Below are 21,854 nucleotides of genomic sequence, written 5' to 3' on the forward strand. Positions count from 1 at the left end.
CGGAACCTGTGAGGTACACGCCCATCATGTCGACAGAAACGTTTGAGTTCCAGGTAGAGGCCCGTCAGCTGTTGCAGCTGATGATCCATTCGGTCTACTCGAACAAGGACGTCTTTCTCCGCGAGCTCGTCTCCAACGCCTCCGACGCGCTGGACAAACTGCGTCTCGCCGCGCTGCGGGACGACACGCTCGACGCCGACGTCTCGGACCCGCACATCGAGATCGAGATCGACGCGGCCGCCCGCACCCTGACGGTGCGGGACAACGGCATCGGGATGTCGTACGACGAGGTCGGCCGGCTCATCGGCACGATCGCCAACTCGGGCACGGCGAAGTTCGCGCAGGAACTGCGCGAGGCCCAGGAGGAGGCCGGGGCCGAGGGGCTCATCGGGCAGTTCGGCGTCGGCTTCTACTCCGGCTTCATGGTGGCCGACGAGATGACGCTGCTGACCCGGCGGGCCGGCGAGAGCCAGGGAACCCGCTGGTCGTCGCGCGGTGAGGGCACCTACACGCTGGCGAGGGTGGACGACGCGCCGCAGGGCACCACGGTCACGCTGCACCTGAAGCCGGCCGACGCCGACGACCAGCTGCACGACTACACCGCGGACCGGACGATCAAGGGGATCGTCAAGCGCTACTCGGACTTCATCACCTGGCCCATCAGGCTGGTCCCGAAGGCGGTCGACGGCGCCACCGCCGACACCACCGACAGCGACGGGGAAGCCGACACCGCGGCCGAACCCGAGACGCTGAACTCGATGAAGGCCCTGTGGGCGCGCTCACGCGACGAGGTGTCCGACGACGAGTACCACGAGCTGTACAAGCACATCAGCCACGACTGGCGCGAACCGCTGGAGACCGTCCGGCTGCAGGCGGAGGGCACCTTCGAGTACCAGGCGCTGCTGTTCCTCCCCTCGCACGCCCCGCACGACCTGTACAACCAGAACTACCAGCGCGGTGTGCAGCTGTATGTGAAGCGCGTCTTCATCATGGACGACTGCGAGGCGCTGCTGCCGTCCTATCTGCGGTTCGTCAAGGGCGTGGTCGACGCGGCGGACCTCTCGCTGAACGTCTCGCGCGAGATCCTCCAGCAGGACCGGCACATCCGGATGATGCAGCGCCGGCTCACCAAGAAGGTCGTCTCCACGGTCAAGGACATGATGACCGCGGCCCCCGACCGATACGCCACCTTCTGGCGCGAGTTCGGCGCCGTTCTGAAGGAAGGGCTGCTGACCGACTCCGACAACCGCGACACCCTCCTCGCCGTCTCGTCGTTCGCGACCACGCACAGCGCGGACGAACCGACCACGCTGAAGAGTTACGTGGAGCGGATGAAGGACGGACAGGACGCCGTCTACTACCTGACCGGCGAGTCCCGGCAGAGCATCGAGAACTCCCCGCACATGGAGGCGTTCCGGGCGAAGGGCATCGAGGTCCTGCTCCTCACCGACCCGGTCGACGAGGTGTGGGTCGACGCGGTGGGCGAGTTCGACGGCAAGCCGCTGCGGTCCGTCGCCAAGGGCGAGGTCGACCTCGGCGGGGAGGACGGCGAGAAGGCCGACGGCGAGCGCGAGAAGCAGGGCGAGGAGTACGCAGGTCTGCTCGGCTGGATGAAAGAGCAACTGGGGGAGGACGTCAAGGAGGTGCGGCTGTCGTCCCGCCTCACCGTGTCCCCGGCCTGCATCGTCTCCGACGCGCACGATCTCACCCCGGCGCTGGAGAACATGTACCGCGCGATGGGGCAGGAGGTGCCGCGTGCCCTGCGGATCCTCGAACTCAACCCCGATCACCTGCTCGTGAAGGGCCTGAACCAGGCCTTCAAGGAGCGGGAGGACCGTGCCGGGCTCGCCGAGACCGCCGAGCTGCTGCACGGTCTGGCGGTCCTCGCCGAGGGCGGACGGCCGAAGGAGCCCGGACGGTTCGTGAAGCTGGTGGCCGACCAGCTGGAGCGCGCGCTGTAGCCGACGCCGTGGGGGCCGGGCAGAGCCGTCTGCCCGGTTTCTTCACGCGCCGCACACCGAAAGTACTAGTTGCTTGAGTCAATCAAGCGGGCTTACGATGCTGCGCAGTCGTGCAGAACCGCATCCCCCCACGGAGGCTCGGCCATGTCCCATGCGCAACCCAGGTCCGCGGAGGCGGGGGAGGGATCCGCCGCGCCGCGGGCCGGTCTCGTCGTGGCGGTGCTGGCCTTCGGCGGGATCGTGGTCTCGCTGATCCAGACCCTGGTGATCCCGATCGTCCCGGAGCTGCCGAAGCTGCTCGACGCCCCGGCCTCCGACACGGCCTGGGCGGTCACCGCCACGCTCCTCGCGGCCGCCGTCGCCACCCCCGTCATGGGCCGGCTCGGCGACATGTACGGCAAGCGCCGCATGCTGCTCGTCAGCCTCCTCATGCTGATCGCGGGATCGGTCACGGCCGCCCTCAGCGACGGGCTCGTCCCGATGATCGTCGGCCGGGCCCTGCAGGGACTCGCCTCCGGCGTCATCCCGCTCGGCATCAGCATCATGCGTGACGAACTGCCCGCCGAGCGGCTCGGCTCGGCCACCGCCCTCATGAGCGCCTCCCTCGGTATCGGCGGTGCCCTCGGGCTGCCCGCCGCCGCGCTCATCGCGGACCACTTCGACTGGCACACGCTGTTCTGGACCTCGGCCGTCCTCGGAGTCGTCGCGGCCGTGCTCGTCCCGGTCTTCGTGCCCGAGTCGAAGGTGCGCACCGGCGGACGCTTCGACCTGGTCGGCGCCCTCGGCATGGCGGCCGGGCTGGTGTGTCTGCTGCTCGCGATCTCCAAGGGCGCCGACTGGGGCTGGGGGAGCCGCACCACGCTCGGGCTCTTCGCCGCCGCCGTCGTCGTCCTGCTGCTGTGGGGCGCTTTCGAACTGCGGGTCGGGGAACCCCTGGTGGATCTGCGCACCACCGCCCGCCGCCAGGTGCTGGTCACCAACCTCGCCTCGATGGCCTTCGGCTTCTCCATGTTCGCGATGTCCCTGGTGCTCCCTCAGCTGCTCCAGTTGCCCGAGGCGACGGGTTACGGTCTGGGCAGGTCGCTGCTGGCCGCCGGCCTGGTGATGGCGCCCACGGGCCTGGTGATGATGGCCACCGCGCCGCTCTCCGCGCTGGTCTCCGAGGCGCGGGGCCCGAAGGTGACCCTGATGCTAGGCGCCGTCATCGTCGCCGCCGGGTACGGCCTCAACATCGTGCTGATGGACGCCGTGTGGGAACTCGTCCTGGTCTCCTGTGTCATCGGCGCAGGCATCGGCTTCGCCTACGGGGCCATGCCCGCGCTCATCATGGGCGCCGTGGACCCCGCCGAGACGGCCGCCGCGAACAGTCTCAACACGCTGATGCGGTCCATCGGCACCTCCACCGCAAGCGCCGTCGCCGGCGTGCTCCTGGCCCAGATGACCACCACCTACGGCGGCACCGCGCTGCCTTCGGAGAACGGCTTCAAGGTGGTCATGGCCGTCGGTTCCGGAGCGGCCCTGCTGGCCCTCGCCGTCGCCGCGTTCATCCCGCGGCAGCGGACGGCGGGCACGGCGCCGTCGGCCGCCGAAGCCGTCTCCCCGGTGCCCGCCGAGGCGGGACCGACCGGAGCCGAACGGGCCGTCGCCGCACCGGCGGTTGCCGCACCGGCCGTCGGCACACCCGCTGTCGCCGCACCGGACGAGCAGGTCGTGGGTGCCGCGGTGGCCGTGCCGCTGGCCCGCGCGGTCGCGGAACTCGTGGCAGTCGTCCCCGGGCTGACCGACGACGGTCCGGTCGGCCACGGGCATCCGATACGCGGGCACGTGCGGGACGCCCAGAGCGTGCCGGTGGACTGCGCCGCGGTCACCCTGATCTCGCTGGGCGGGCGGCAGCTGAGCCGGGCGGTCGCCGGCCCGGACGGCTCCTATGCCCTCGAGGCGCCGGGGGAGGGCACCTATGTGCTCATCGCCTCCGCCGACGCGCACCGGCCCCAGGCGACGACCGTGGTGGTCGGGACGACGCCGGTGACGTACGACGTGCTGCTCAGCGGCACCAGCGGGCTCGTCGGCACGGTGCGGTCCGCGGAGGGCGGGGCGCCGGTCGCCGGGGCGGTGGTCATCCTCACGGACGTGCGCGGCGATGTGCTGGCCACCGCGCAGACCGACGGCACGGGAGAGTTCTCCGTCGCCGAACTGGTGCCGGGTCCGGTGACCCTCGCGGTCAGCTCGCCCAAGCACCGGCCGCTGGCGCTGCCCGTGCAGATCGCCGGCACCGGTGTCACCCGGGTCGACGTCGAGTTGCGGCCCGGCGCGCTGGTGCGGGGCACGATACGCGGCGCCGGCGCTCCGCTGGGCGACGCACGGGTGACCCTGGTGGACGCCGCCGGGAACGTCGTGGCGACCGCCACGACGGGCAGCGACGGGGCGTACGCCTTCTCCGACCTGGACGGCGGCCAGTACACGGTCGTCGCGACCGGCTATCCGCCCCGCGCGAGCGGCATCAGCCTCGGCGGCGGTGACGTGGACGAGCACGACATCGAACTCGCCCACGCCGGGGACTAGTTCATCGACGGCGGCCACGCGTGCGTGGCCGCCGACCGCCAGTGGCACGGCGCCGAGCGGCCGACAACGGCACGGCACAGTCGCGGATGACCGGCAGCGGCACGGCGCCGGGCGATGGCGTACGGCCTGCGGGTTCAGACGAGGAGGACCCTGATTCCCGCCTCCTCGAACCGGCCCACCGCCGCCGCGTCGGCCGCCGTGTCCGTGACCAGTGTGTCCACCGTGTCGGCCGCGCAGATCCGGGCGAACGCCCGCCGCCCCAGCTTGCTGGAGTCGGCGGCCACCACCACCCGCTCGGCGCGCTCGCACAGCAGCCGGTCGACCGCCGCCTCGGCCTCGTCGTGCGCGGCGGCGCCGTGCGTCGCATCGAAGGACACGACACCGAGCACCGCCACGTCGAGGGTGATCTGACCCAGCACCCCGTCCGCTAGCGGCCCGACCAGCTCGTACGACTGCGCCCGTGCCACCCCGCCGGTCACCACGATCTTGAACTGGGGGCGCACCGAAAGCTCCGCCGCGATGTTCAGCGCGTTCGTGACCACGGTCAGCGCGGGCGAGCCGGACGCCAGATCGCCGCGCACGGCCAGCGCGCGCGCCACCTCCGTGGTCGTCGTGCCGCCGGTCAGCCCGACCGCCTCGCCGGGTGCGACCAGATCGGCCACCGCCCTCGCGATCCGCTGCTTCTCGGTCGCCTGCCGGGCCGTCTTGTACCGCAACGGCAGCTCGTACGACACCCCGTGCACCACCGCCCCGCCCCGCGTGCGCAGCAGCATCTGCTGCTCGGCGAGCTGGTCGAAGTCACGGCGGATCGTCGCCGCCGACACGGCGAGCTCGGCCGCCGCGTCCTCGACGTCCAGCCGGCCGCGCTCGACGAGCAGCTCCAGCAGCGCCTTCCAGCGGGCGTCACGCGACATCGACGTTCTCCGTTCGCATGCTTGAAGTTGCTCGAATGATGGCCCTATCTTGCATGAACAAGCATGAACAGTCACCGTCGGGAAGAGGTGGGGCATGACCCACGTCGAGGACGAACTGACCGACCAGCCCGCGTGCTGGACCCGCGCCGCAGCCGAAGTCCCCCGATACGCCGGCGAGTTGCCGATGCCCGGGGAGCGGGTGGCGATCGTCGGGTGCGGCACCTCGTACTTCATGGCCCAGGCCGCGGCCGCCCTGCGCGAGGGGGCGGGGCACGGCGAGACCGACGCCTTCGCCGCCTCGGAGTTCCCCCGCGCCCGCTCCTACGACCGGGTCCTCGCCCTGACCCGGTCCGGCACCACCACCGAGGTCCTCGGCCTGCTCGGCCGGCTGCGCGGACACACCCGCACGACCGCGATCACCGCCGACCCGCACACCCCGGTCATGGAGTCGGCCGACCACGTCGTGGTCCTGGACTACGCCGACGAACGCTCCGTCGTGCAGACCCGGTTCGCGACCACCGCGCTCACCCTGCTCCGCGCCCATCTCGGCCTGCACGGCGACAGGGTCGTCACCGACGCCCGCACCGCGCTCGCCGAGCCGCTTCCCCGAGGGCTCGTGGAGTGCGGGCAGTTCACCTTCCTAGGACACGGCTGGACCGTCGGACTGGCGAACGAGGCCGCGCTGAAGATGCGCGAGGCATCGCTGTCCTGGACCGAGGCCTATCCCGCGATGGAGTACCGGCACGGCCCCATCAGCATCGCCACCGCCTCCACCGCGACCTGGATGTTCGGCGAGGCACCCGACGGGCTGGCCCGACAGGTGGGCGCCACCGGCGCGTTGTGGGTGCCGGGCGAGCTGGACCCCCTCGCCGAACTGGTCCGGGCCCAGCGCCTCGCCGTGGCCGTCGCCGCCGCCCGCGGCCTCGATCCGGACCGCCCGCGCCATCTCACCCGCTCGGTGATCCTCACCCCCTGAGCCCCCGACTCCCGAAGAGGAGCTGCCGTGCCGCTCACCACCACCGGCGAACTGGTCACCCGGGCGCACGCGGCCCGTACCGCCGTCGCCGCCTTCAACATCATCACGCTGGAACACGTCGAGGCCGTCATCGCCGGCGCCGAGTCCGCCGGCGCGCCCGTCGTCCTCCAGGTCAGCGAGAACGCCGTCGCCTACCGCCGGGGGCAACTGCTCCCGCTCGCGCGCGCCGCCGCCGTCGCGGCCGAACGGGCCGCCGTGCCGGTCGCGTTGCATCTCGACCACGTCCAGAGCGACCCGCTGCTCCGCCGGGCGGCCGACGCGGGCTTCAGTTCGGTCATGTACGACGCCTCCCGCCTGCCGTACGAGGAGAACCTCGCCGCGACCCGTGCCGCCGTGGAGCTGGCGCATGCCCGAGGGCTGTGGATCGAGGCCGAGTTGGGGGAGATAGGCGGCAAGGGCGCGCACGCGCCCGGTGCCCGCACCGACCCGGTCGAGGCCCGCGCGTTCGTGACGGACTCCGGTGTGGACGCCCTGGCCGTCGCCATCGGCAGTGTCCACGCGATGACCACCCGCACCGCCGTCCTCGACCACGGCCTGCTCGACCGGCTCCGCACCGCCCTGGACGTGCCCCTCGTCCTGCACGGCTCCTCCGGCGTCCCGGACCGCGAGCTGACGGCCGCCGTCACGGGCGGCATCGCCAAGGTCAACATCGGCACCGCGCTCAACCAGGCCATGACCGGCGCGATCCGCGAACACCTGGACGCGCATCCGGACGCGGTCGACGCCCGGACCTACCTGAGCGCGGGACGGGAGGCCATGGCGCGCACCGTCGAGCGGATCGTCACGGGTGTCGGGCTCACCCTCGCCTGACGGCTTTCAGCACCACGAACTTCCGGTCACCGGCGACCAGTTCACTGTTGCCGAACAGCCGCTTCAGCTTCAGGTGGTAGCCCAGGTGCCGGTTGCCCACCACCCACAGCTCGCCGCCCGGCCGCAGGGCGCGCCGGGCCCCCGTGAACATCCGCCAGGCCGTGGCGTCCGTCGTCGCCTGGTGGGAGTGGAACGGCGGGTTGTTCAGTACGACGTCCACACTGCCGTCCGCCACCCCCGCCAGCCCGTCGCCGACCCGGAACTCGGCGTGCCCCGGCACCCCGTTCGCCTTGTACGTGGCCTCCGCCGACGCCACCGCCTGGAACGACTCGTCCGTGAACAGCACCTCGGCCTCCGGGTTGGCCAGCGCCACCGCCGTGCCGACGATGCCGTTGCCGCAGCCCAGGTCGACGACCCGGCGGGTGCCGCTGGTCGTCGGCAGGTGCTTCAGGAGGAACCGGGTGCCGATGTCGAGCCGGTCGGCGCAGAACACGCCCGCGTGGTTGACGACCGGACGGCCGGAGAGGGCGCCGCCGACGTCGTCGGGAAGGTCGTAGGCGTACGGCCATGGGTTGGCGGGGCGGCGCAGCGACGGGTCCGGGGTGCAGAACACGAGCCGGGCCTTCTGCTCGGCGAGCGAGGTCCGGGTCGGCCCGAGGATCCGCTCGAACAGCCTCAGGGTCGAGGTGTGGATCTCCTTCACCATGCCGGTGCCGACGACGACCGTGTCCGCGTGCACGGCGGGCGCCAGCCGCAGCAGCTGGTCCTCCAGCAGCGCCAGGCTCTTGGGCACCCGGACCAGAAGCACGTCGATCCGCTCCGGCACCGGGTCCTGGGTGGTGAGCAGCCGGACCGCGCCGGTCTCGACGCCGGCCCGCGCCAGATTCGCCCGGCTCGCCTCCTGTCCCAGCCAGGAGTCGGTGATCTGCGTGGGTCGATGCGCCGCGAGCGCCGTGACCAGCGCGCCCCAGCGGTCGCCGAGCACCACCACCGTGCCGGTCAGCGGGACGTCCTGCTCCGCGAGGTGTCTGAGCAGGTACGCGTCGGATGCGTCCCAGGCGCGCAGCGTCTCGCGCGGATCCTCGGGGTGGCGGGCCAGCGTGACCTCGCCCCACGGCGTCGTCATAGGGTCGTTCATCGTGCTTCAAGGCTAACCGAGCAGCAGCTCAGGCCCGGTGTCGGACCCATGGCGGAGGATGGGTGCATGGACTCCGAGCTGTTTCCGCGGGAACGCGCGCAGGTCGCGCCAGGCGCGGTGCACGTGCCCGACTGGGCGGACCCGGCACACCAGCGTGAGCTGCTCCGGGCCTGCCGGGACTGGGCCCGTCCGCCGGCCGGCCTGCGTACGGTCCGTACACCCGGCGGCGGCACGATGACCGCCCGCCAGGTCTGCCTGGGCTGGCACTGGTACCCGTACGCCTACGCCCGGACGGTCAGCGACGGTGACGGCGCGCCCGTCAAGCCCTTCCCCGCCTGGCTGGGCGAGCTGGGCCGGCGCGCGGTGGCCGACGCACTCGGAGCGGAGCAGGCCGCGGGAGCCGCGTACGACATCGCGCTGATCAACTTCTACGACGGCGACGCCCGGATGGGCATGCACCGTGACGCCGACGAGAAGTCCGACGCGCCCGTGGTCTCCCTCAGCCTCGGCGACACCTGCGTCTTCCGGTTCGGCAACCCGCGGACCCGGACCCGGCCCTACACCGACGTCGAGCTGCGCAGCGGCGACCTGTTCGTGTTCGGGGGGCCGTCGCGGCTCGCGTACCACGGAGTGCCGCGGATCCTCCCGGGCACGGCGCCGGCCGGCCTCGGCCTGACCGGACGGCTGAACATCACCCTGCGGGTGAGCGGCTTCCCCGCCGCCACCTGAGGAACGGATCATGGGAGACTCGCCCTCATGAGCGGCAAGGCGGACCCCCGGCCGGCGGGGGATGGGACCACCTCGAGAGCGCGGCTGGACCGGGGGCGCGGTGCGCTCGGGCCCGCGTTGGAGCTCGTGCACACCGGACGGGCGCCCACCCGCGCGGTCCTCACCGCCGAACTCGGCGTCACCCGTGCGACGGCCGGCGCGGTCGCCGCGGAGCTGGAGGCGCTGGGCCTGATCAGGGTCGACGCGCGGCCGGGCGCCGCCGCCGGTTCCCAGGGCCGCCCCTCCCACCGGCTCGAGGTCGCCGAGGAAGGCCCGGTCGCCCTCGCCGCGCAGGTCCACGCCGACGGGTTCCGGGCCGCGCTGGTCGGTCTCGGCGGGCGGATCGTCGCCACCACGCCCAGCTGCGAGACCGTCGACGCCGACCCCGCCAAGGTGCTCGGCGCCGCCGTCGACGCCGGCGCCGAACTGCTGCGGCAGACGGGCCGGCCCTGTGTGGGCGCCGGACTCGCCGTACCGTCCGCGGTCACCGAACCCGAGGGGCTGGCGCTGAACCCGCTGCACCTGGCGTGGCCGGTGGGCGCGCCCGTGCGGGAGATCTTCGCCGAGCGGATCCGCGCCGCCGGGCTCACCGGCCCCGGGTTCGTGGGCAACGACGTCAACCTCGCCGCCCTCGCGGAACACCGGCACGGCGCCGGACGCGGCGCCCGCGACCTGCTGTGCGTGGCCACCGGGCACCGGGGTGTCGGTGGCGCGCTGGTGCTGGACGGCCGTCTGCACACGGGCAGTTCGGGCCTCGCCCTGGAGGTCGGCCATCTCACCGTCAACCCCGAGGGCCGCCCCTGCTACTGCGGCAGCCGGGGCTGTCTCGACGTCGAGGCGGACCCGCTCGCCCTCCTCACCACCGCGGGCCGCGAACCCGGCCCCGAGGGCTCCCTGCTCCAGCAGGCCAACGAACTGATCCGCGAGGAGTACGGCGATCCCGTGGTCCGCATGGCCGCCGAAGCCCTGATCGACCGGCTCGGCCTGGGTCTGGCCGGTCTGGTGAACATCCTCAACCCCGACCGGATCATCCTCGGCGGTCTGCACCGCACCCTCCTCGACGCCGACCCCGACCGGCTGCGCGCCGTCGTCGCCGACCGGAGCCTGTGGGGCCGCAGCGGCGGCGTCCCCATCCTCGCCTGCTCCCTCGACCACAACAGCCTGGTCGGCGCGGCCGAGTTGGCCTGGCAGCCGGTGCTGGACGATCCGCTGGGGGCGCTGGGCCCCGTGTGAGACGCTGCGCCGCCCACGGCACGGCCCGACCCGGCCGACCGCAGGGGCGGCCCCCCCCGCATGGGTCGCTCACCGCACGGCCGCTCTACTGCACGGCCCTGCTACTGCACGGCCGGTCTACAGCGCGGCCCCGCCGTCGATCACCAGGTCGGTGCCCACGACGGACGCCGCGTCGTCCGAGGCGAGATACAGCACCGCCTGGGCCACTTCCTCGGTCGACGACACCCGGCCCAGCGGCGACTGCTCCTTCATCCGCAGGGCGCGCTCGTCCTCGGACTCGCCCGGCCGCAGCGACATGGCCGTCTCGGACGGGCCGGGGCTGACGGCGTTGATCCGGACGCCGTCGCCCAGGTGCTCCAGCGCGGCACCACGGGTCAGCGCGGTCACGGCCGCCTTGCTCGTGGCGTACGCGGTCAGGCCCCGGATCTGCCGGTGCACGCCGATGTTGGACGACACGTTGACGATCGCGCCGCCGCCCGGCTGCGTCCGCATCTGCCGCACCTCGGCCCGCAGGGCGAGGAAGACACCGGTCAGATTGGTGTCGATCATGGACCGCCAGTCCTCCTCGTCGACGTCGGCGAGCGGCCGTCCCGCCCGGAGGGCACCCGCGTTGTTGACGGCGACGTCGAGCGAGCCGAAGCGGTCGACGGCCGCCCGGACGAGCGCGTCCAGGTCGGCGGCGCGCGAGACGTCGGCGACCCGGGCGAGGGCCGTCCCGCCGGCCCGCTCGACGAGCCCGACCGTCTCGTCGAGCGAGGCGCGGGTGCGCCCGGCCACGACGACCCGGGCCCCCTCGGCGGCGAAAGCAAGGGCGAGGGTGCGTCCGATGCCGGAACCCCCACCGGTGACGAGTGCGGTGCGGCCGGAGAAGCGGTTCCGAGGCATGGCAGTCCTTTCCAGACCGATCATTCCAGTATGTGGGCAGGTAAAAGCGACCCCGGCGGTTGCAACGGGCCGGGGTCGGTCAGTCCAGCAGGGTGAGCGCCTGCTCCGCCGCGTCCCGCACCCGCGCGGGATCGGTCGAGGCCTTGCCGACCACCCGCAGCCCCTGGAGCAGGACCAGCAGCATGCGCGCCAGCCCGCGCGGATCGCGCCCGGCCGGCAGTTCGCCCTGCGCCCGCGCGCGCACCAGCGCCGACTCCAGCAGCGTCTCCAGATGCTCCCAGCTCCGCTCGACCCGGCGGGCCGCCGCGGCGTCGTGCGGGGCCAGTTCCGCCGCCGTGTTGGTGACGAGGCAGCCGTACGCCCGGCTCGCCTCGTCCGTCGCCTCCGCGGCGAACCGCCGCACCACGGCGCGCACCGCGGGGAGCGCGGGCCCCGGCTGCGACAACTCGTCGAGGAGCAGCGGCTGGTGCTTCTCCCCGTACCGGTCCAGCGCCTTCAGGTACAGGTCGTGCTTGTTGCCGAAGGTCGCGTAGAGACTGGCGCGGCCGATGCCCAGGTGCTCGACGAGGTCCGCCATCGAAGTGGCCTCGTAGCCGCGCCGCCAGAACAGCTCCAGCGCCGTCTGGAGGACCGCGTCCGGGTCGAATTCCTTGGTCCTGGCCATGGGGTGACGCTAGATCAAACGAGAATGATCGGTCAAGTATGGGAGGGGTGCGGGTCAGTCGTCCTCGCAGGCGTCCGCGCGGAAGTCCTCGATCGACGCGGTGACATAACCGTCGTCGTCGGCGCCCGGCACCTCGCCCGCGAAATAGCGCACCCGGCCCGGGGCGAGCGCGGCCAGGTGGGCGAGCGTGAAGGAGACGTCGGTCGTCGACCAGGAGTTGTCCTCGGTCGCTCCGTACAGGATGTAGGTGCGCTGCCGTTCGAGCGTGGCCGGCGGCTGCCGGTCGACGCTCCAGCCCCCGCCGCCGGTGCGCAGTGGCCAGGTGACGAAGCCGGTGGCGGGCTCCGCGCGGCTCCAACTCCCCACGTCCTCGGACGCGTCGCCGCCGTCGCCGGTGTACAGGACGGCACTGTCGATGTGGTGGTGACAGACCATCAGCACCCCGACCGGCTGTCCCTCCTCGGTCACCGTGATGCCCGTACTGCCCGCCACCGGCACCGTGCAGCCGGTGGACGAGGCCAGCACCGCGAGACCGGCGCAGGCCGCGGCGGCGTACCGGATCCGCATGAGCACCCCCTGGAGCAGACTCACATCCTCACCTGGGCAGGCTCAACGAACAAGGCTTGTAGGCCGGTTGCTACCAGGCCCGCGCCGCCGCCCGCAGCCGGTCGCCGACCCGGAGCACATCGGGGTTGGCGTCGCTGCCGGGACGCTGGACGAGAAAGAGCGTGTTGAGCGGGGGTTCCTCGGGGGAGTGGAGGCGGGTCAGGCGGCCCGCCTCCAGGTACTCCTGGCACAGCGAGTGCGGCAGCACGCTGTAGCCGGCGCCCGCGTTGACCGCCGACAGGACCGCGTACAGATTGGGCACCGTGACCGCGGCGCGGGCGGTGAGCTGTTTACAGCGTCGCCGACATCTCCTTCCCGCAGGGTGGAGGCCCCGAGCTGCAGGGCGGCGCGGTGGCCATCGGATGCCCGCGGTCAGGCGACTGGGCGGGCCTCCTCACCTACGTCGCCGTCATCAACGCCCGAGACCCGAGCCCACAGCTTCGTGGAGTACCTCTCCCTCAAGGTCGCCAGGAAGATCGGCAGTCACCTCAGCTCAGGCGAGCGGGTGGCCTTGCAGTCGGACCTGACGCACAGGCACCCCAAGGGGCGTCGGCGGTCCAACGTGCGCCGAGGGCGCACGCCTGAAGTACTTCTGTGCCCTTAACGCGCCGCTGACAACGTGCAACTCCGCGGATAGCGTCGCTGTGCGTCAAGCGGATGGGGGCCTTTCCGCCATTAGGGCATAGTTCTTGCACTGGTGATGTCGCGGGAGCACGGCGCGGGCCCCAAGCGAGTGGGGTAAGGCGTGAGTGCACCGGGGGGCTCATGAGCGGCAATCAAGGTCGGCGGCAGTCCGAGGGGACCCCGAGGCCGGGAAGCCGGTCCAGCGATCGGCGCGCGACCGCACAGCTCAGGGACCGGGCCGTGCGGGAGTTCAACGCCGCCACGCGGCGCGGCCTGGCAGGTGTCCCTGTCGCCGAGGAGACGCAACCAGTATTCGTGCAGTTCCTGCACGGCGGCCTCAACGAGCTGATGGCGGTGTCGGATCCCGAGGCTCGACTGCCCGAGGCCACCCACAATCTTGAGGGGTTCGCCTCGAATCTGGCCGTCGAGACGCGCCGTCGCAGTCTGGCCACCGTCACCTTGGCCGTGTTCACCGCGATCAGGGAACACACCTGTCCGCTGTGGCCGTTCTGCTGATCCTGAGAGAAGGCCACCATGGCAGCAGCTGAAGAAGCGGCCGCAGCAGGACGACGCAATGCCGCCCTGACATTGGCGTCGGATACGAGCAAGCACGTCCTGACGCTGACGACCGCGGTCGTCACCATCACGATCAGTCTGGCCAAGGACATCGTCGCCGATGCGACTCCCTCGGACCTGGTGTGGCTGCAGCTGGCCTGGCTGGCTCACGCCATCTCCGTACTCACTGGAGTTGGCACGCTCCTGGCTCTGGCCGGCACCGTGAGCGGAAGTGACGACACCACCTCCATCTACTCGACGAACATCCGACTGCCGGCCGCTTTGCAAATGACCTTCTTCGCGCTGGGGTTGGCGTTCGTGGTCGTCTTCGGTGTCTTGGCCATTTAGGCGCGACAGCCTCCACCTTGCGACGTCATTGAGATCCCTTATGGGCTCGTTCGCCCACCAATGGTGGGACGAGAAAGGACATAGGATGGCACCTTCCGGCTCGTACGGAGCCGCGTTCACACCCGGCGGTTCCCCTCGGGAGATAGAGGCCCTGCTCGGCGGCATCACTGAGGCGCTGAACGAGCTCAGGCACCTGGACACCGAGGCGGGCGGGCACGCGGTGGACGGATTCGCTGCCGGCTCCGCCCGGGTCACGGAGATCAGCAGACGCTATGGGGAGCCGTACCGGCTCGGTGTTGTCGGGGACTTCAACGCCGGCAAGAGCACGCTGATCAACATGCTGCTCGGCCGCCGCGGTGCCGTGGTTGAGGGCGTGGTTGCCACCACGGGGACGCTCACCGAGCTGTGGTGGGGTGGGACCGAGTCGGGAGAGGTGCTGGACCAGGACGGCGCGACCCTGTTCCGTGGAACGCTGGAGGAGGCGCAGCGGTACACCGACCAGCGCACCGTCGAGGGACGATCGGTGCACGGTCGGCGGGTGCGCGTGATCCTGCGCCTACCGGCAGGCGTGTTGAAGAACCTGATCATCTTGGACACGCCCGGTCTGAGCGCCACGCAGGCGGACGACGCGACGACCATGGAGGCTCTGCATTTGGTGGACGCGGCCGTGCTCGTGGTGAGCGGCCATCAGCCCGGGGGCGACAAAACGGTCCGGCTCGCCGAGCAACTACGGCGGACCAGGCGGCGGTTCCTGGTCGTGGTCACCAAGAAGAACAAGATCCCGGACGTGAATGTGGCTCTGGCTGCCGTCATGGACACCTTCGGCGCCACCGCCGACGGGCAGCCCGTCGCGGTTGACTCCATCGACGGCCTGGCGGCCTTGCAGGAGCTGCGGACGGTGGCACACGGCGGCGACCCCGAGGCAGTCCGCGCGGCGCAGGACCGTCTCGCCGCCTCGGGATACACGGCCCTGTACGAGCATCTCTCGGCGTCCTTCCTCGGCGGGCAGGGCAGTTCCGGGCGCAGCAGCCAGGCGCTGTCAGACGTCCGAGACACGCTGAAGCGACTCGTTGCCCGGGCGGAGCGGCAGGCAGAGCGCCTCACGGCTGAGGCCGAGAAGGCCGGGGGCGAGAAGGACAAGCACGCGGAGTTCGTCAAGACGGCCCTCTTTCCTCAAAAGCGCCGCCTCGACCGTCGGCTCGAGGATCTGATGGACCTGCACATCGGCGAGTTGCTCGAGGACGTGGCCGAGGCCGCGGAGTTGGCCGTGGAGCAGGTTCACGCCCAGGCGCGGCGTATGGCGGTGCAGGGCTTGTGGGCCAGTATCTCGTCGATCTTCACGGACGATTCCGGGCTCACCCTCGCAGAGAGGATGGAACGCATGGTCCGGGACGCTCTCGGACCAGACCGCCTGAGGATCTTCTCCCATGCGCTCCATCGCGCCGCGCTCGACGAGTTGTCGTTCGGCTGGAACGAAAGCGACTTGCGCATCGACGAGGTCGGCGAGGTGGTCGCCGCCGAGCTCGGTCCCGTACTCACACAAGTGACGGCGGGAGCGCAGGGGTTGGTCGAGGAGGCCTCTGATGAGCTCTTCCGCTCCGTGACGATGATGTGCCACCCGGCCAGCCAGGCCGTCGCAGCCACCGAAATGCTGTTGAACGACCTCGGCATCGGAGCAGGTGCGCAGCGACGGCGGGGCCAGCTGAGTCTCGCACGTCGCCAGGCAGCCACTGGTGTGCGGGCCACCCGGGCCAGCCTCCAAGAGGCACAGGGGAAGTTCTACCGGGCAGAGAACGCGAAGATCTTCAAGCGGCTGAAGGCGGAGGCTGACCGCAGGGCCGGTGAGGGCGGACGCCTGCAGATGGAGGCCCAGGAGCGCTCACGGCAGTGGCAGGAGGCAGCCGATGTCTGTGCCCGGCTGTCCGACGCCTGCGGCGGGTTGGGGCCGGCGCGTGCGTCCGCATGAGAGGGGGCCGAGCGTGGCAGATGAGGAAGCGCTTGTGGAGTGTGGCGCGAGCGCCGACGTATCCCTCGCGGAGGCGCTGGCGGGCCTGGTCTCCACGGCCGCCGACCTGGGCCTGGATCTCGGCGGCCGGGCGGACGAGCTCGCGGCGTTCCTGGTGGCGGCACCGACGTGTTGCCTGGTCTCCAGGCCCACGGGCGCAGCTGTTGCCGACGCTGTCGCGGGGGCGGTCGCCGATGCCGTTCCGGAGGTCCGCATGCTGCGGCACGCCGTCACGGACTGGGCCGACCGGCCTCTGTGCGATGTCGTCGTCCTTGCCACACCGGCAGAACAGGCGCTGTCCCAGCGGGAGGAGGACGCCGTGCGGCAGGCCGCGGCGGACGGCTGCCGTGTCGTCGTGCTGGTCACGGATGTCGAGCTGCTGGGCGGGGACTCGGAACAGCAGGCAGCCTGCAGCGAGATCGAGAGGTTCCGGCTGCGCCCCGCCCTCGGCCCACTGGGTGCACAGTGGCACTTTCACGCGGCGGGCGGGAGCCAGGGCACCTTCCCGGAGCTGCTACGGCAGGTGCTGGCCGAGGCAGCCGGGCAACCGCACTGCCTGCCCGCGCTACGTGCGCTCGCCACCCTCGTCGACACGGCTGCGGCACAGCTCGAAGGACGCGTGGAGATCAAGCGCCGGGAGTCGGCGCGGCTGGCCGAACTGCGCAGCCGGCAAGAGTCCGTGGTTGGACATCTGCACAATGAGGCCGACCTGGCCCGGATGCGCGCGCTTGACACGATCCGCGTTGCGGAGCAGCAGCTCACGCGAGTGTCGCTGGCCGTCGGTGGGCGTGCCGTCGAGTGGGCCGAGGACGGCGAAGTGGGCGTCGCGCCCTGGGAGTCGGTCGTACAGCCGCTGCGTGAGGCGTGGCGGATCTTCCGACACGAAGCGGAGCAAGCGATTCCGGACGCCTGTGCGGGCTTCCGGGCCGAGTGCGAGCAGGTGCTCGGCGACGATCGCCGCGCTGCGGCGATGCTGAACGTCGGAGAGCTGCCTTCGCCGCTGTGGTCTGGTCAGTGGACGACCACAGAGGTCGAGAAGGCAGTGACTGCGCTCGACCGGTGTGATCTGGACGGCATGTTGCACCGGTTGCGCCACTGCGCTGAGAACGCCATGCCCGGGCCCGCACGCGATGCCGACGAGTGGCACGTCGGCGCCGGCCTTGGCGGAGGAGAGGCACACCCCGACATCGAGAGGGGGACGAAAGGCTCCGACCCGTGGGGCACCCCCCAGGAATTCACGGCTCAGCAGCCGGACCACGAGGCCGAACCAGGCGCAGGCCCGCGCCGGGACGACGGCAACCCGTCCCGAGCTCAGGATTCCGCGCCGGATGTACAGAAGCAGCATCAACAGCAGTCGGAGCCGCCGTACCGCACGGCGAATGCCGGCCAGGAGAGGGCCGCCGCCTCGGAACCGCCGTGGGCCGACCCCGGCCTCGGGCAGGCTGCGGAGCTTATCGACCGCAACCTGCGTTTGCTCCACGAGACCGTGCTGCGTGCGGTGAACAACGTCCCGCAGGAGAGTGCCGATCTGAGCGGCCTGCTGCAGACCGGGATGCAGACCGTACTCGAACCGCAGATCAAGACGCTGAGCCGCACCGTCGAACAGGTCGTGGTGAAGGCTGCACGCGCAGACGCCGAGTGCGCCGGGCAGACCCGGGCCGCCTGGCTCGAGGCGGTGGCCGTCGCGCTCGCCGACCGGCACTCCTGGTCGGCCGGACAGGCGCGCATCGAGGCTCTGCGCGCGTGGTGCCGGACGGAGGGGCGCCGTGTCGGGTGAGCGGACGGCCGTGCTGCGGATGCCGCGACACACCGCTGCTGTGACCGGCTTGGCCGCGGCGGCGGGCATCGAGCTGCCGGCGGCCCCGCCGCTGTCCGGCACGGTGGCTGTGGTGGGGCCTCGGGGCTGTGGCAAGACCACGTTGCTGAGAGCGCTGCTCGGGGGCGGGTCGGCAGGCGCCCTTGCGCTTGCTGCCGTCGCCAGGCAGTGGCACGGGCCCACAGAGTACGTGTACGGTGCCGGGCCGGGCATCGAGGTCCACGGCTGTGCGGCCGACGGATGGCGGCCGGCGTTCCCGGTGGAGCCGCAGCGGGAGGCGACCGGGGCGCGGTTTCGGCGGGTGCGCGTGCACGTCCCGTGCGATCTGCTGGCGGGTGGTCTACGGGTACTGGACCTGCCGGGGTTCGACGGGGCGCTCAGCGACCTCGCCGAGTATGCCGAGGAGCTGGCCGATCCGGCCGTCGGTGTGCTGTACGTGCTGCCCCACCGCGGAGTCACCGAGCTCGACGTCCAGGCCTTCGAGGCGCTGCGCGGCCGGCAGCCGGTGGTGGTGCAGGCCATCAGGGACGACCAGTTGCTGCCGCGTCAGTCGCTTCTGGAACTGGTCCCGGTACCTGTGGCGGACTGGCCGTATGCCCTTCCATTGGTCGTCTCCGAGGTGACCGGCCACGGCGGTGCGACTTCGTCCGGCCGTAGCCGGGCGGTACTGGTGGATTGCCTGGCGGTCCTGCGAGCGCAGGCGCTGCGCCCGGGCACCGGATCGGCGGTGCTCGAGTGGTCCGCCCAGGTCGCCCTCCGGCTGTCGTCGGCGATCTCCGAACGGATGTCGGTGATCCACCACGACGCACGAGTCGACGCCACTGTGCAGCGGGTCGCGGCGTGGGGTGAGCTGGCCCGCGCACTGCGGGACTGCCGGACACTCCTTCCTGTGGATGGAATGCTGAAGGAGCTCTGCCGCGACGCACAGCAGACCCGGTTCTATCCCGTGTCGTTCCTGCGTCCGCTGGTCGCGCGCTCAGCGTCGGCGCTGGTGGACCACTGCAACATCCGGGCGGGCCGCCAAGGTGCCGAAGGGGATGCGCCGCTGCAGGCCCCGAAAACGGACTTCGCCCGCAGGTACCTGCAAGCGCGCGCCGACCTGCACGGCATGATGTGCAACCTCGTCGCGCACGCCAATGAGCTGGGACTGACCCAGGAGGAGCGGAACACGCTCCGCACACTTCGCCACAAGTCGACGTCCGAGTGCATCGAGATCGCCCTGCTCGGGCAGTTCTCCTCCGGCAAGTCCTCACTCATCAACGCCATCGTGGAGCAGCGGTTCGGCGACCGAGTGCGCAAGCTCCTGCCGACGAGCGTCCGTGCCGAGACCGCGACCGTCAACATCGTCACCTGGGCTGAGCAGGAGCAGGTCCTCGGAGTCGACTGGCGTACCACGGCCGACCTGTGTTTCCTCGCCCGGGAGCGGGACGAGGGAGCACGGTTCCGGATCCGGGCCGACGAGATCGAGGCCTTCGCAAGCTGGCTCCGGACAGGTCAGGTGACGCCCGCCGATTGCACCTTCTGGCTGATCAAGGGCCACCCGGAACGCGAGGCCGTGCAGGCGGGCGACAAGGACACGGTTCAGATCTTCCATCGTACGGTCGACGTACTGCGTGAACTAGGCGCCCACGGCAAGCTTCCCGACTACGTCTATCCGCACGGCGCCAACGATCCCGACGGCCGCACACTGCCCGAAAGCACGGTGGTCACCCGGGTCGAGGTACGGAAATTCGCTGCGGCGCCCTGGACCAAGACCTTGAAACCACTCACGCCCGAGCAGGCCTTCGAGCGGATCGGCGGGGATCTCGGCATCTCCCTGCGCGTCGGAAGACTACGCCTCGGCTATCCGCTGGAGCTGCTGAAATACGTCACGCTCATCGACACCCCAGGGACGGACGCGCCGAAGCCGCACCACGCCGAGATCACTCACAGCATCCTCTCCGAGCGCAAGTGCACCGTGCTGTGCTGTCTCCCGGCGGACCACGCCGCCGCGCAGGAGGACGAGAAGAACCTCCGCCGCATCCTCCGCTACATGGAGCGGGACAGCCGGGGCCTGGAGCGGCTGTTCGTGGCGGTTACGGCGGTCGATCTCAAGGCGCCGGAGGAACTACCGGAGATCCGGCAATCAGCTCTGAAGCTACTGAAGCGGCTCGGGGTTGAGTCGCCCAAGCTCTATCTGACCGATGTGAAGAACCGCAACGCGGACTTCCAGGATCTGGTCCGCGACCTCGGGCGGTTCGCCGAGGCGGACCGGCGGCCGTACCTGCTGGACTGGACCCGCCAGCTGCACAACCTGCTGACCGAGGCCGACCGGAGGTGCGTCGCAGAGGTGGCGATCGCGCATGCCGACGAGGCCGCCCGCCGGACCCGGCTGGCCGAGCTGGACGCCAGCCTGACAGTACTGGTTGGGATACGCAAGGACGCCGAGACGTCCGCTGAATGGGGCCTGCCGCGGTTGCGTAAACGCGTGGAGAAGGCCACCTCGCTCAACCGGCAGGAGGTGACCAGGCTCGTCAACGGCCTTGAAGGACCGGACACGTACCGGACTGTCGAAGACGACCTGCAGAACGCGTTCCGGGCCCTGAACGACAGCGCGGACAAAGCCGTCGCGGCCCAGCTCGCCCTCATCGCCGACGAGATCCGCAGCCGGAGCGAGGCTGCGGGCATCACCGCCTCGATCAGCGACCCGCCCACCCCGTCGACAGGAACGCTGTTCCCCGTTGCTCGGGTGGCCGCTGCCGCCCGAGCCGCCCATTGGCGCAACAGGTGGCAGAAGACCAAGGACTTCTTCGCCGGCCGGAGCGAGGGCAGCGATACCGTGCGCAACCGCAACCGCGTGGTCGAAGCATGGGGGGAGAGCGACGCGGCCGGGCGCCAGACGATGAAGGAGCGCGCAAAGGAAGGTGGGCAGCACCTCACCGACGAGATCTCACGACTGATCGACTCCCTGTTGGCCGAACGTTCGGCCCAGGCACGACCGATGTCCAAGGCCCGACTCGGCGAGATCGCCCGAATCCGCAAGGATCTGGAGCGGTGGCAGGGTCGACTGGCCGCGTTCGAACGCAATCTGGAGAACGGGGAAAGACATGGCCGCCATCGGTGACTACGAGCAGGAGACAGCGCAACTACTGGCAGCGGCAGTGGCGGAGACCGCCGACAAGGCGCTCCGACCACAACTACGGCCGCTGGCAGATCAGTTGGCGGAATTCGGCGAAGATCTGAGTCGGCTGCTGCAGGCCATCGGCCGGGTACGCACGGCCGTGGACGCCGTTCCGACAAGACTCGCGGACGCCGTCGAAAGGGGGACGGCCCAGGTGCGCCAGGGCCTGGGCCCGCAGGAGCGGTTGCTGCAAGACCTGAACGACCGGCTGGCCCTGCTCGTGGATCGCATGGCAGCGTTGGAAGAGCGACTGGAGGCGCAGGAGACCGCCCGTTCCGCCGGCGCCCGGTCAGCGGACGACGCCCGGGAGGCGCTGGCGACCCGGCTCGCCACGTTGCGCCGCTACCTGCTGATCGGCCTGCCCCTCGCAGTGGTCGCTCCGGTGGCCGCCCTGATCATGTTGTTCGTAGACAGCCGCAGCTGAAAGAGCGTTCTGTTCCGCCAGGGGTGTTTGATAAGGCGGCGAAGTTGAGTAGGTCACGGTCGCTCGAGAGGGTGGCACGTGGGATTCAATGCAGGTATGGAGAACGCCTTGTGGGATCGGCTGTCCGCGGCCGGAGAGGGCAGGAGCCTGCGATGGCACCGAGCCTGCTTGGCGTTCTCGTCAGGCGTGGTGTCGGCGTGCAGGCAGTGCATCACCTATGTCGACACCAACAGCCCCGGCGCCGATCCCGGCCCGGTCGTCATCGCCTGTCACGACCAGCGCGTCAACTCCGTACGCTCAGCCTCGCTGAGTACCAGTTCTGACTTGTGGCGGCCCGGCCGCGGC

18 protein-coding genes are annotated in these 21,854 nt (G+C 71.1%); 12 read left to right on the forward strand and 6 right to left on the reverse strand.

Annotated elements, in window-relative coordinates; all coding sequences use genetic code 11:
- Window positions 1–26: 26 nt before the first annotated feature.
- Entirely contained in the window at window positions 27–1,961 is a 1,935-nt protein-coding gene (htpG, locus tag OG933_RS38135; protein WP_362521220.1) for a molecular chaperone HtpG, read from the forward strand.
- Between the two features lie 144 nt (window positions 1,962–2,105).
- On the forward strand, window positions 2,106–4,523 hold the full coding sequence (locus OG933_RS38140) for an MFS transporter (protein WP_405631549.1): 2,418 nt from the start codon (window positions 2,106–2,108) through the stop codon (window positions 4,521–4,523).
- Between the two features lie 134 nt (window positions 4,524–4,657).
- Here OG933_RS38140 and OG933_RS38145 read toward each other — a convergent pair whose 3' ends face one another.
- Window positions 4,658–5,437, reverse strand: coding sequence for a DeoR/GlpR family DNA-binding transcription regulator (locus OG933_RS38145; RefSeq protein ID WP_362521226.1), 780 nt, complete (start codon window positions 5,435–5,437; stop codon window positions 4,658–4,660).
- Between the two features lie 94 nt (window positions 5,438–5,531).
- Here OG933_RS38145 and OG933_RS38150 point away from each other — a divergent pair, with 94 nt between their 5' ends.
- Window positions 5,532–6,413, forward strand: coding sequence for an SIS domain-containing protein (locus tag OG933_RS38150; protein WP_405631551.1), 882 nt, complete (start codon window positions 5,532–5,534; stop codon window positions 6,411–6,413).
- A gap of 27 nt (window positions 6,414–6,440) precedes the next feature.
- Complete coding sequence (locus OG933_RS38155) at window positions 6,441–7,283, forward strand: class II fructose-bisphosphate aldolase (RefSeq protein WP_230196967.1); 843 nt, start codon at window positions 6,441–6,443, stop codon at window positions 7,281–7,283.
- Here the strand turns inward: OG933_RS38155 and OG933_RS38160 are convergent.
- Window positions 7,270–8,409, reverse strand: coding sequence for a methyltransferase (locus OG933_RS38160; RefSeq protein ID WP_362521234.1), 1,140 nt, complete (start codon window positions 8,407–8,409; stop codon window positions 7,270–7,272). The two genes, OG933_RS38155 and OG933_RS38160, sit on opposite strands and share 14 nt — an antisense overlap.
- 78 nt (window positions 8,410–8,487) lie before the next feature.
- On the opposite strand from OG933_RS38160, the gene OG933_RS38165 reads away from it, so the two are divergent.
- Window positions 8,488–9,150 carry an alpha-ketoglutarate-dependent dioxygenase AlkB family protein gene (locus tag OG933_RS38165; protein ID WP_405631554.1) on the forward strand — a complete coding sequence of 221 codons (663 nt, stop codon included), beginning with the start codon at window positions 8,488–8,490 and terminating at the stop codon, window positions 9,148–9,150.
- A gap of 27 nt (window positions 9,151–9,177) precedes the next feature.
- A complete protein-coding gene (locus tag OG933_RS38170; protein ID WP_142268948.1) occupies window positions 9,178–10,422 on the forward strand; it encodes an ROK family protein in 1,245 nt (414 codons plus the stop codon).
- A 117-nt stretch (window positions 10,423–10,539) separates the two neighbouring features.
- Here the strand turns inward: OG933_RS38170 and OG933_RS38175 are convergent, their stop codons facing one another.
- The 4 genes from OG933_RS38175 to OG933_RS38190 all read right to left on the reverse strand — a co-directional run bounded on the left by OG933_RS38175 (window position 10,540) and on the right by OG933_RS38190 (window position 12,953).
- Entirely contained in the window at window positions 10,540–11,307 is a 768-nt protein-coding gene (locus OG933_RS38175) for an SDR family NAD(P)-dependent oxidoreductase (RefSeq protein WP_405631557.1), read from the reverse strand.
- Window positions 11,308–11,386: 79 nt separating this feature from the next.
- Window positions 11,387–11,971, reverse strand: coding sequence for a TetR/AcrR family transcriptional regulator (locus tag OG933_RS38180; protein ID WP_362521240.1), 585 nt, complete (start codon window positions 11,969–11,971; stop codon window positions 11,387–11,389).
- A 54-nt stretch (window positions 11,972–12,025) separates the two neighbouring features.
- Window positions 12,026–12,562, reverse strand: coding sequence for a hypothetical protein (locus OG933_RS38185; RefSeq protein WP_405631560.1), 537 nt, complete (start codon window positions 12,560–12,562; stop codon window positions 12,026–12,028).
- A 46-nt stretch (window positions 12,563–12,608) separates the two neighbouring features.
- A complete protein-coding gene (locus OG933_RS38190) occupies window positions 12,609–12,953 on the reverse strand; it encodes a LysR substrate-binding domain-containing protein (RefSeq protein ID WP_405633632.1) in 345 nt (114 codons plus the stop codon).
- A gap of 488 nt (window positions 12,954–13,441) precedes the next feature.
- On the opposite strand from OG933_RS38190, the gene OG933_RS38195 reads away from it, so the two are divergent.
- The 6 genes from OG933_RS38195 to OG933_RS38220 are packed head-to-tail and all read left to right on the forward strand — an operon-like array spanning window position 13,442 to window position 21,509.
- A complete protein-coding gene (locus tag OG933_RS38195; RefSeq protein WP_405631562.1) occupies window positions 13,442–13,717 on the forward strand; it encodes a hypothetical protein in 276 nt (91 codons plus the stop codon).
- Between the two features lie 18 nt (window positions 13,718–13,735).
- Window positions 13,736–14,104, forward strand: a complete 369-nt coding sequence (locus OG933_RS38200; protein ID WP_362521248.1) for a hypothetical protein — start codon at window positions 13,736–13,738, stop codon at window positions 14,102–14,104.
- A gap of 40 nt (window positions 14,105–14,144) precedes the next feature.
- On the forward strand, window positions 14,145–16,070 hold the full coding sequence (locus tag OG933_RS38205; protein WP_405631564.1) for a dynamin family protein: 1,926 nt from the start codon (window positions 14,145–14,147) through the stop codon (window positions 16,068–16,070).
- Window positions 16,071–16,083: 13 nt separating this feature from the next.
- Window positions 16,084–17,886, forward strand: coding sequence for a hypothetical protein (locus tag OG933_RS38210; RefSeq protein ID WP_405631566.1), 1,803 nt, complete (start codon window positions 16,084–16,086; stop codon window positions 17,884–17,886).
- Complete coding sequence (locus OG933_RS38215) at window positions 17,876–21,028, forward strand: dynamin family protein (protein ID WP_405631568.1); 3,153 nt, start codon at window positions 17,876–17,878, stop codon at window positions 21,026–21,028. Before OG933_RS38210 ends, OG933_RS38215 begins: the two co-directional genes overlap by 11 nt.
- The gene (locus OG933_RS38220) at window positions 21,012–21,509 is read left to right on the forward strand and encodes a hypothetical protein (protein WP_362521255.1); all 498 of its coding nucleotides are present in this window, start codon (window positions 21,012–21,014) and stop codon (window positions 21,507–21,509) included. The genes OG933_RS38215 and OG933_RS38220 overlap by 17 nt, the downstream gene beginning before the upstream one ends.
- Window positions 21,510–21,854 lie beyond the last annotated feature (345 nt).

Origin of the sequence: Streptomyces sp. NBC_00016 (assembly GCF_045040885.1) — a bacterium.
GTDB classification, from domain to species: Bacteria; Actinomycetota; Actinomycetes; order Streptomycetales; family Streptomycetaceae; genus Streptomyces; species Streptomyces coriariae.

What these genes read in the sequence shown, in the direction of transcription:
- htpG (WP_362521220.1), top strand. Translation starts at nt 27, where the DNA reads ATGTCGACAGAAACGTTTGAGTTCCAGGTAGAGGCCCGTCAGCTGTTG.
- OG933_RS38140 (WP_405631549.1), top strand. Translation starts at nt 2,106, where the DNA reads ATGTCCCATGCGCAACCCAGGTCCGCGGAGGCGGGGGAGGGATCCGCC.
- OG933_RS38145 (WP_362521226.1), bottom strand. Translation starts at nt 5,437, where the DNA reads ATGTCGCGTGACGCCCGCTGGAAGGCGCTGCTGGAGCTGCTCGTCGAG.
- OG933_RS38150 (WP_405631551.1), top strand. Translation starts at nt 5,532, where the DNA reads ATGACCCACGTCGAGGACGAACTGACCGACCAGCCCGCGTGCTGGACC.
- OG933_RS38160 (WP_362521234.1), bottom strand. Translation starts at nt 8,409, where the DNA reads ATGACGACGCCGTGGGGCGAGGTCACGCTGGCCCGCCACCCCGAGGAT.
- OG933_RS38165 (WP_405631554.1), top strand. Translation starts at nt 8,488, where the DNA reads ATGGACTCCGAGCTGTTTCCGCGGGAACGCGCGCAGGTCGCGCCAGGC.
- OG933_RS38170 (WP_142268948.1), top strand. Translation starts at nt 9,178, where the DNA reads ATGAGCGGCAAGGCGGACCCCCGGCCGGCGGGGGATGGGACCACCTCG.
- OG933_RS38175 (WP_405631557.1), bottom strand. Translation starts at nt 11,307, where the DNA reads ATGCCTCGGAACCGCTTCTCCGGCCGCACCGCACTCGTCACCGGTGGG.
- OG933_RS38180 (WP_362521240.1), bottom strand. Translation starts at nt 11,971, where the DNA reads ATGGCCAGGACCAAGGAATTCGACCCGGACGCGGTCCTCCAGACGGCG.
- OG933_RS38200 (WP_362521248.1), top strand. Translation starts at nt 13,736, where the DNA reads ATGGCAGCAGCTGAAGAAGCGGCCGCAGCAGGACGACGCAATGCCGCC.
- OG933_RS38205 (WP_405631564.1), top strand. Translation starts at nt 14,145, where the DNA reads ATGGGCTCGTTCGCCCACCAATGGTGGGACGAGAAAGGACATAGGATG.
- OG933_RS38220 (WP_362521255.1), top strand. Translation starts at nt 21,012, where the DNA reads ATGGCCGCCATCGGTGACTACGAGCAGGAGACAGCGCAACTACTGGCA.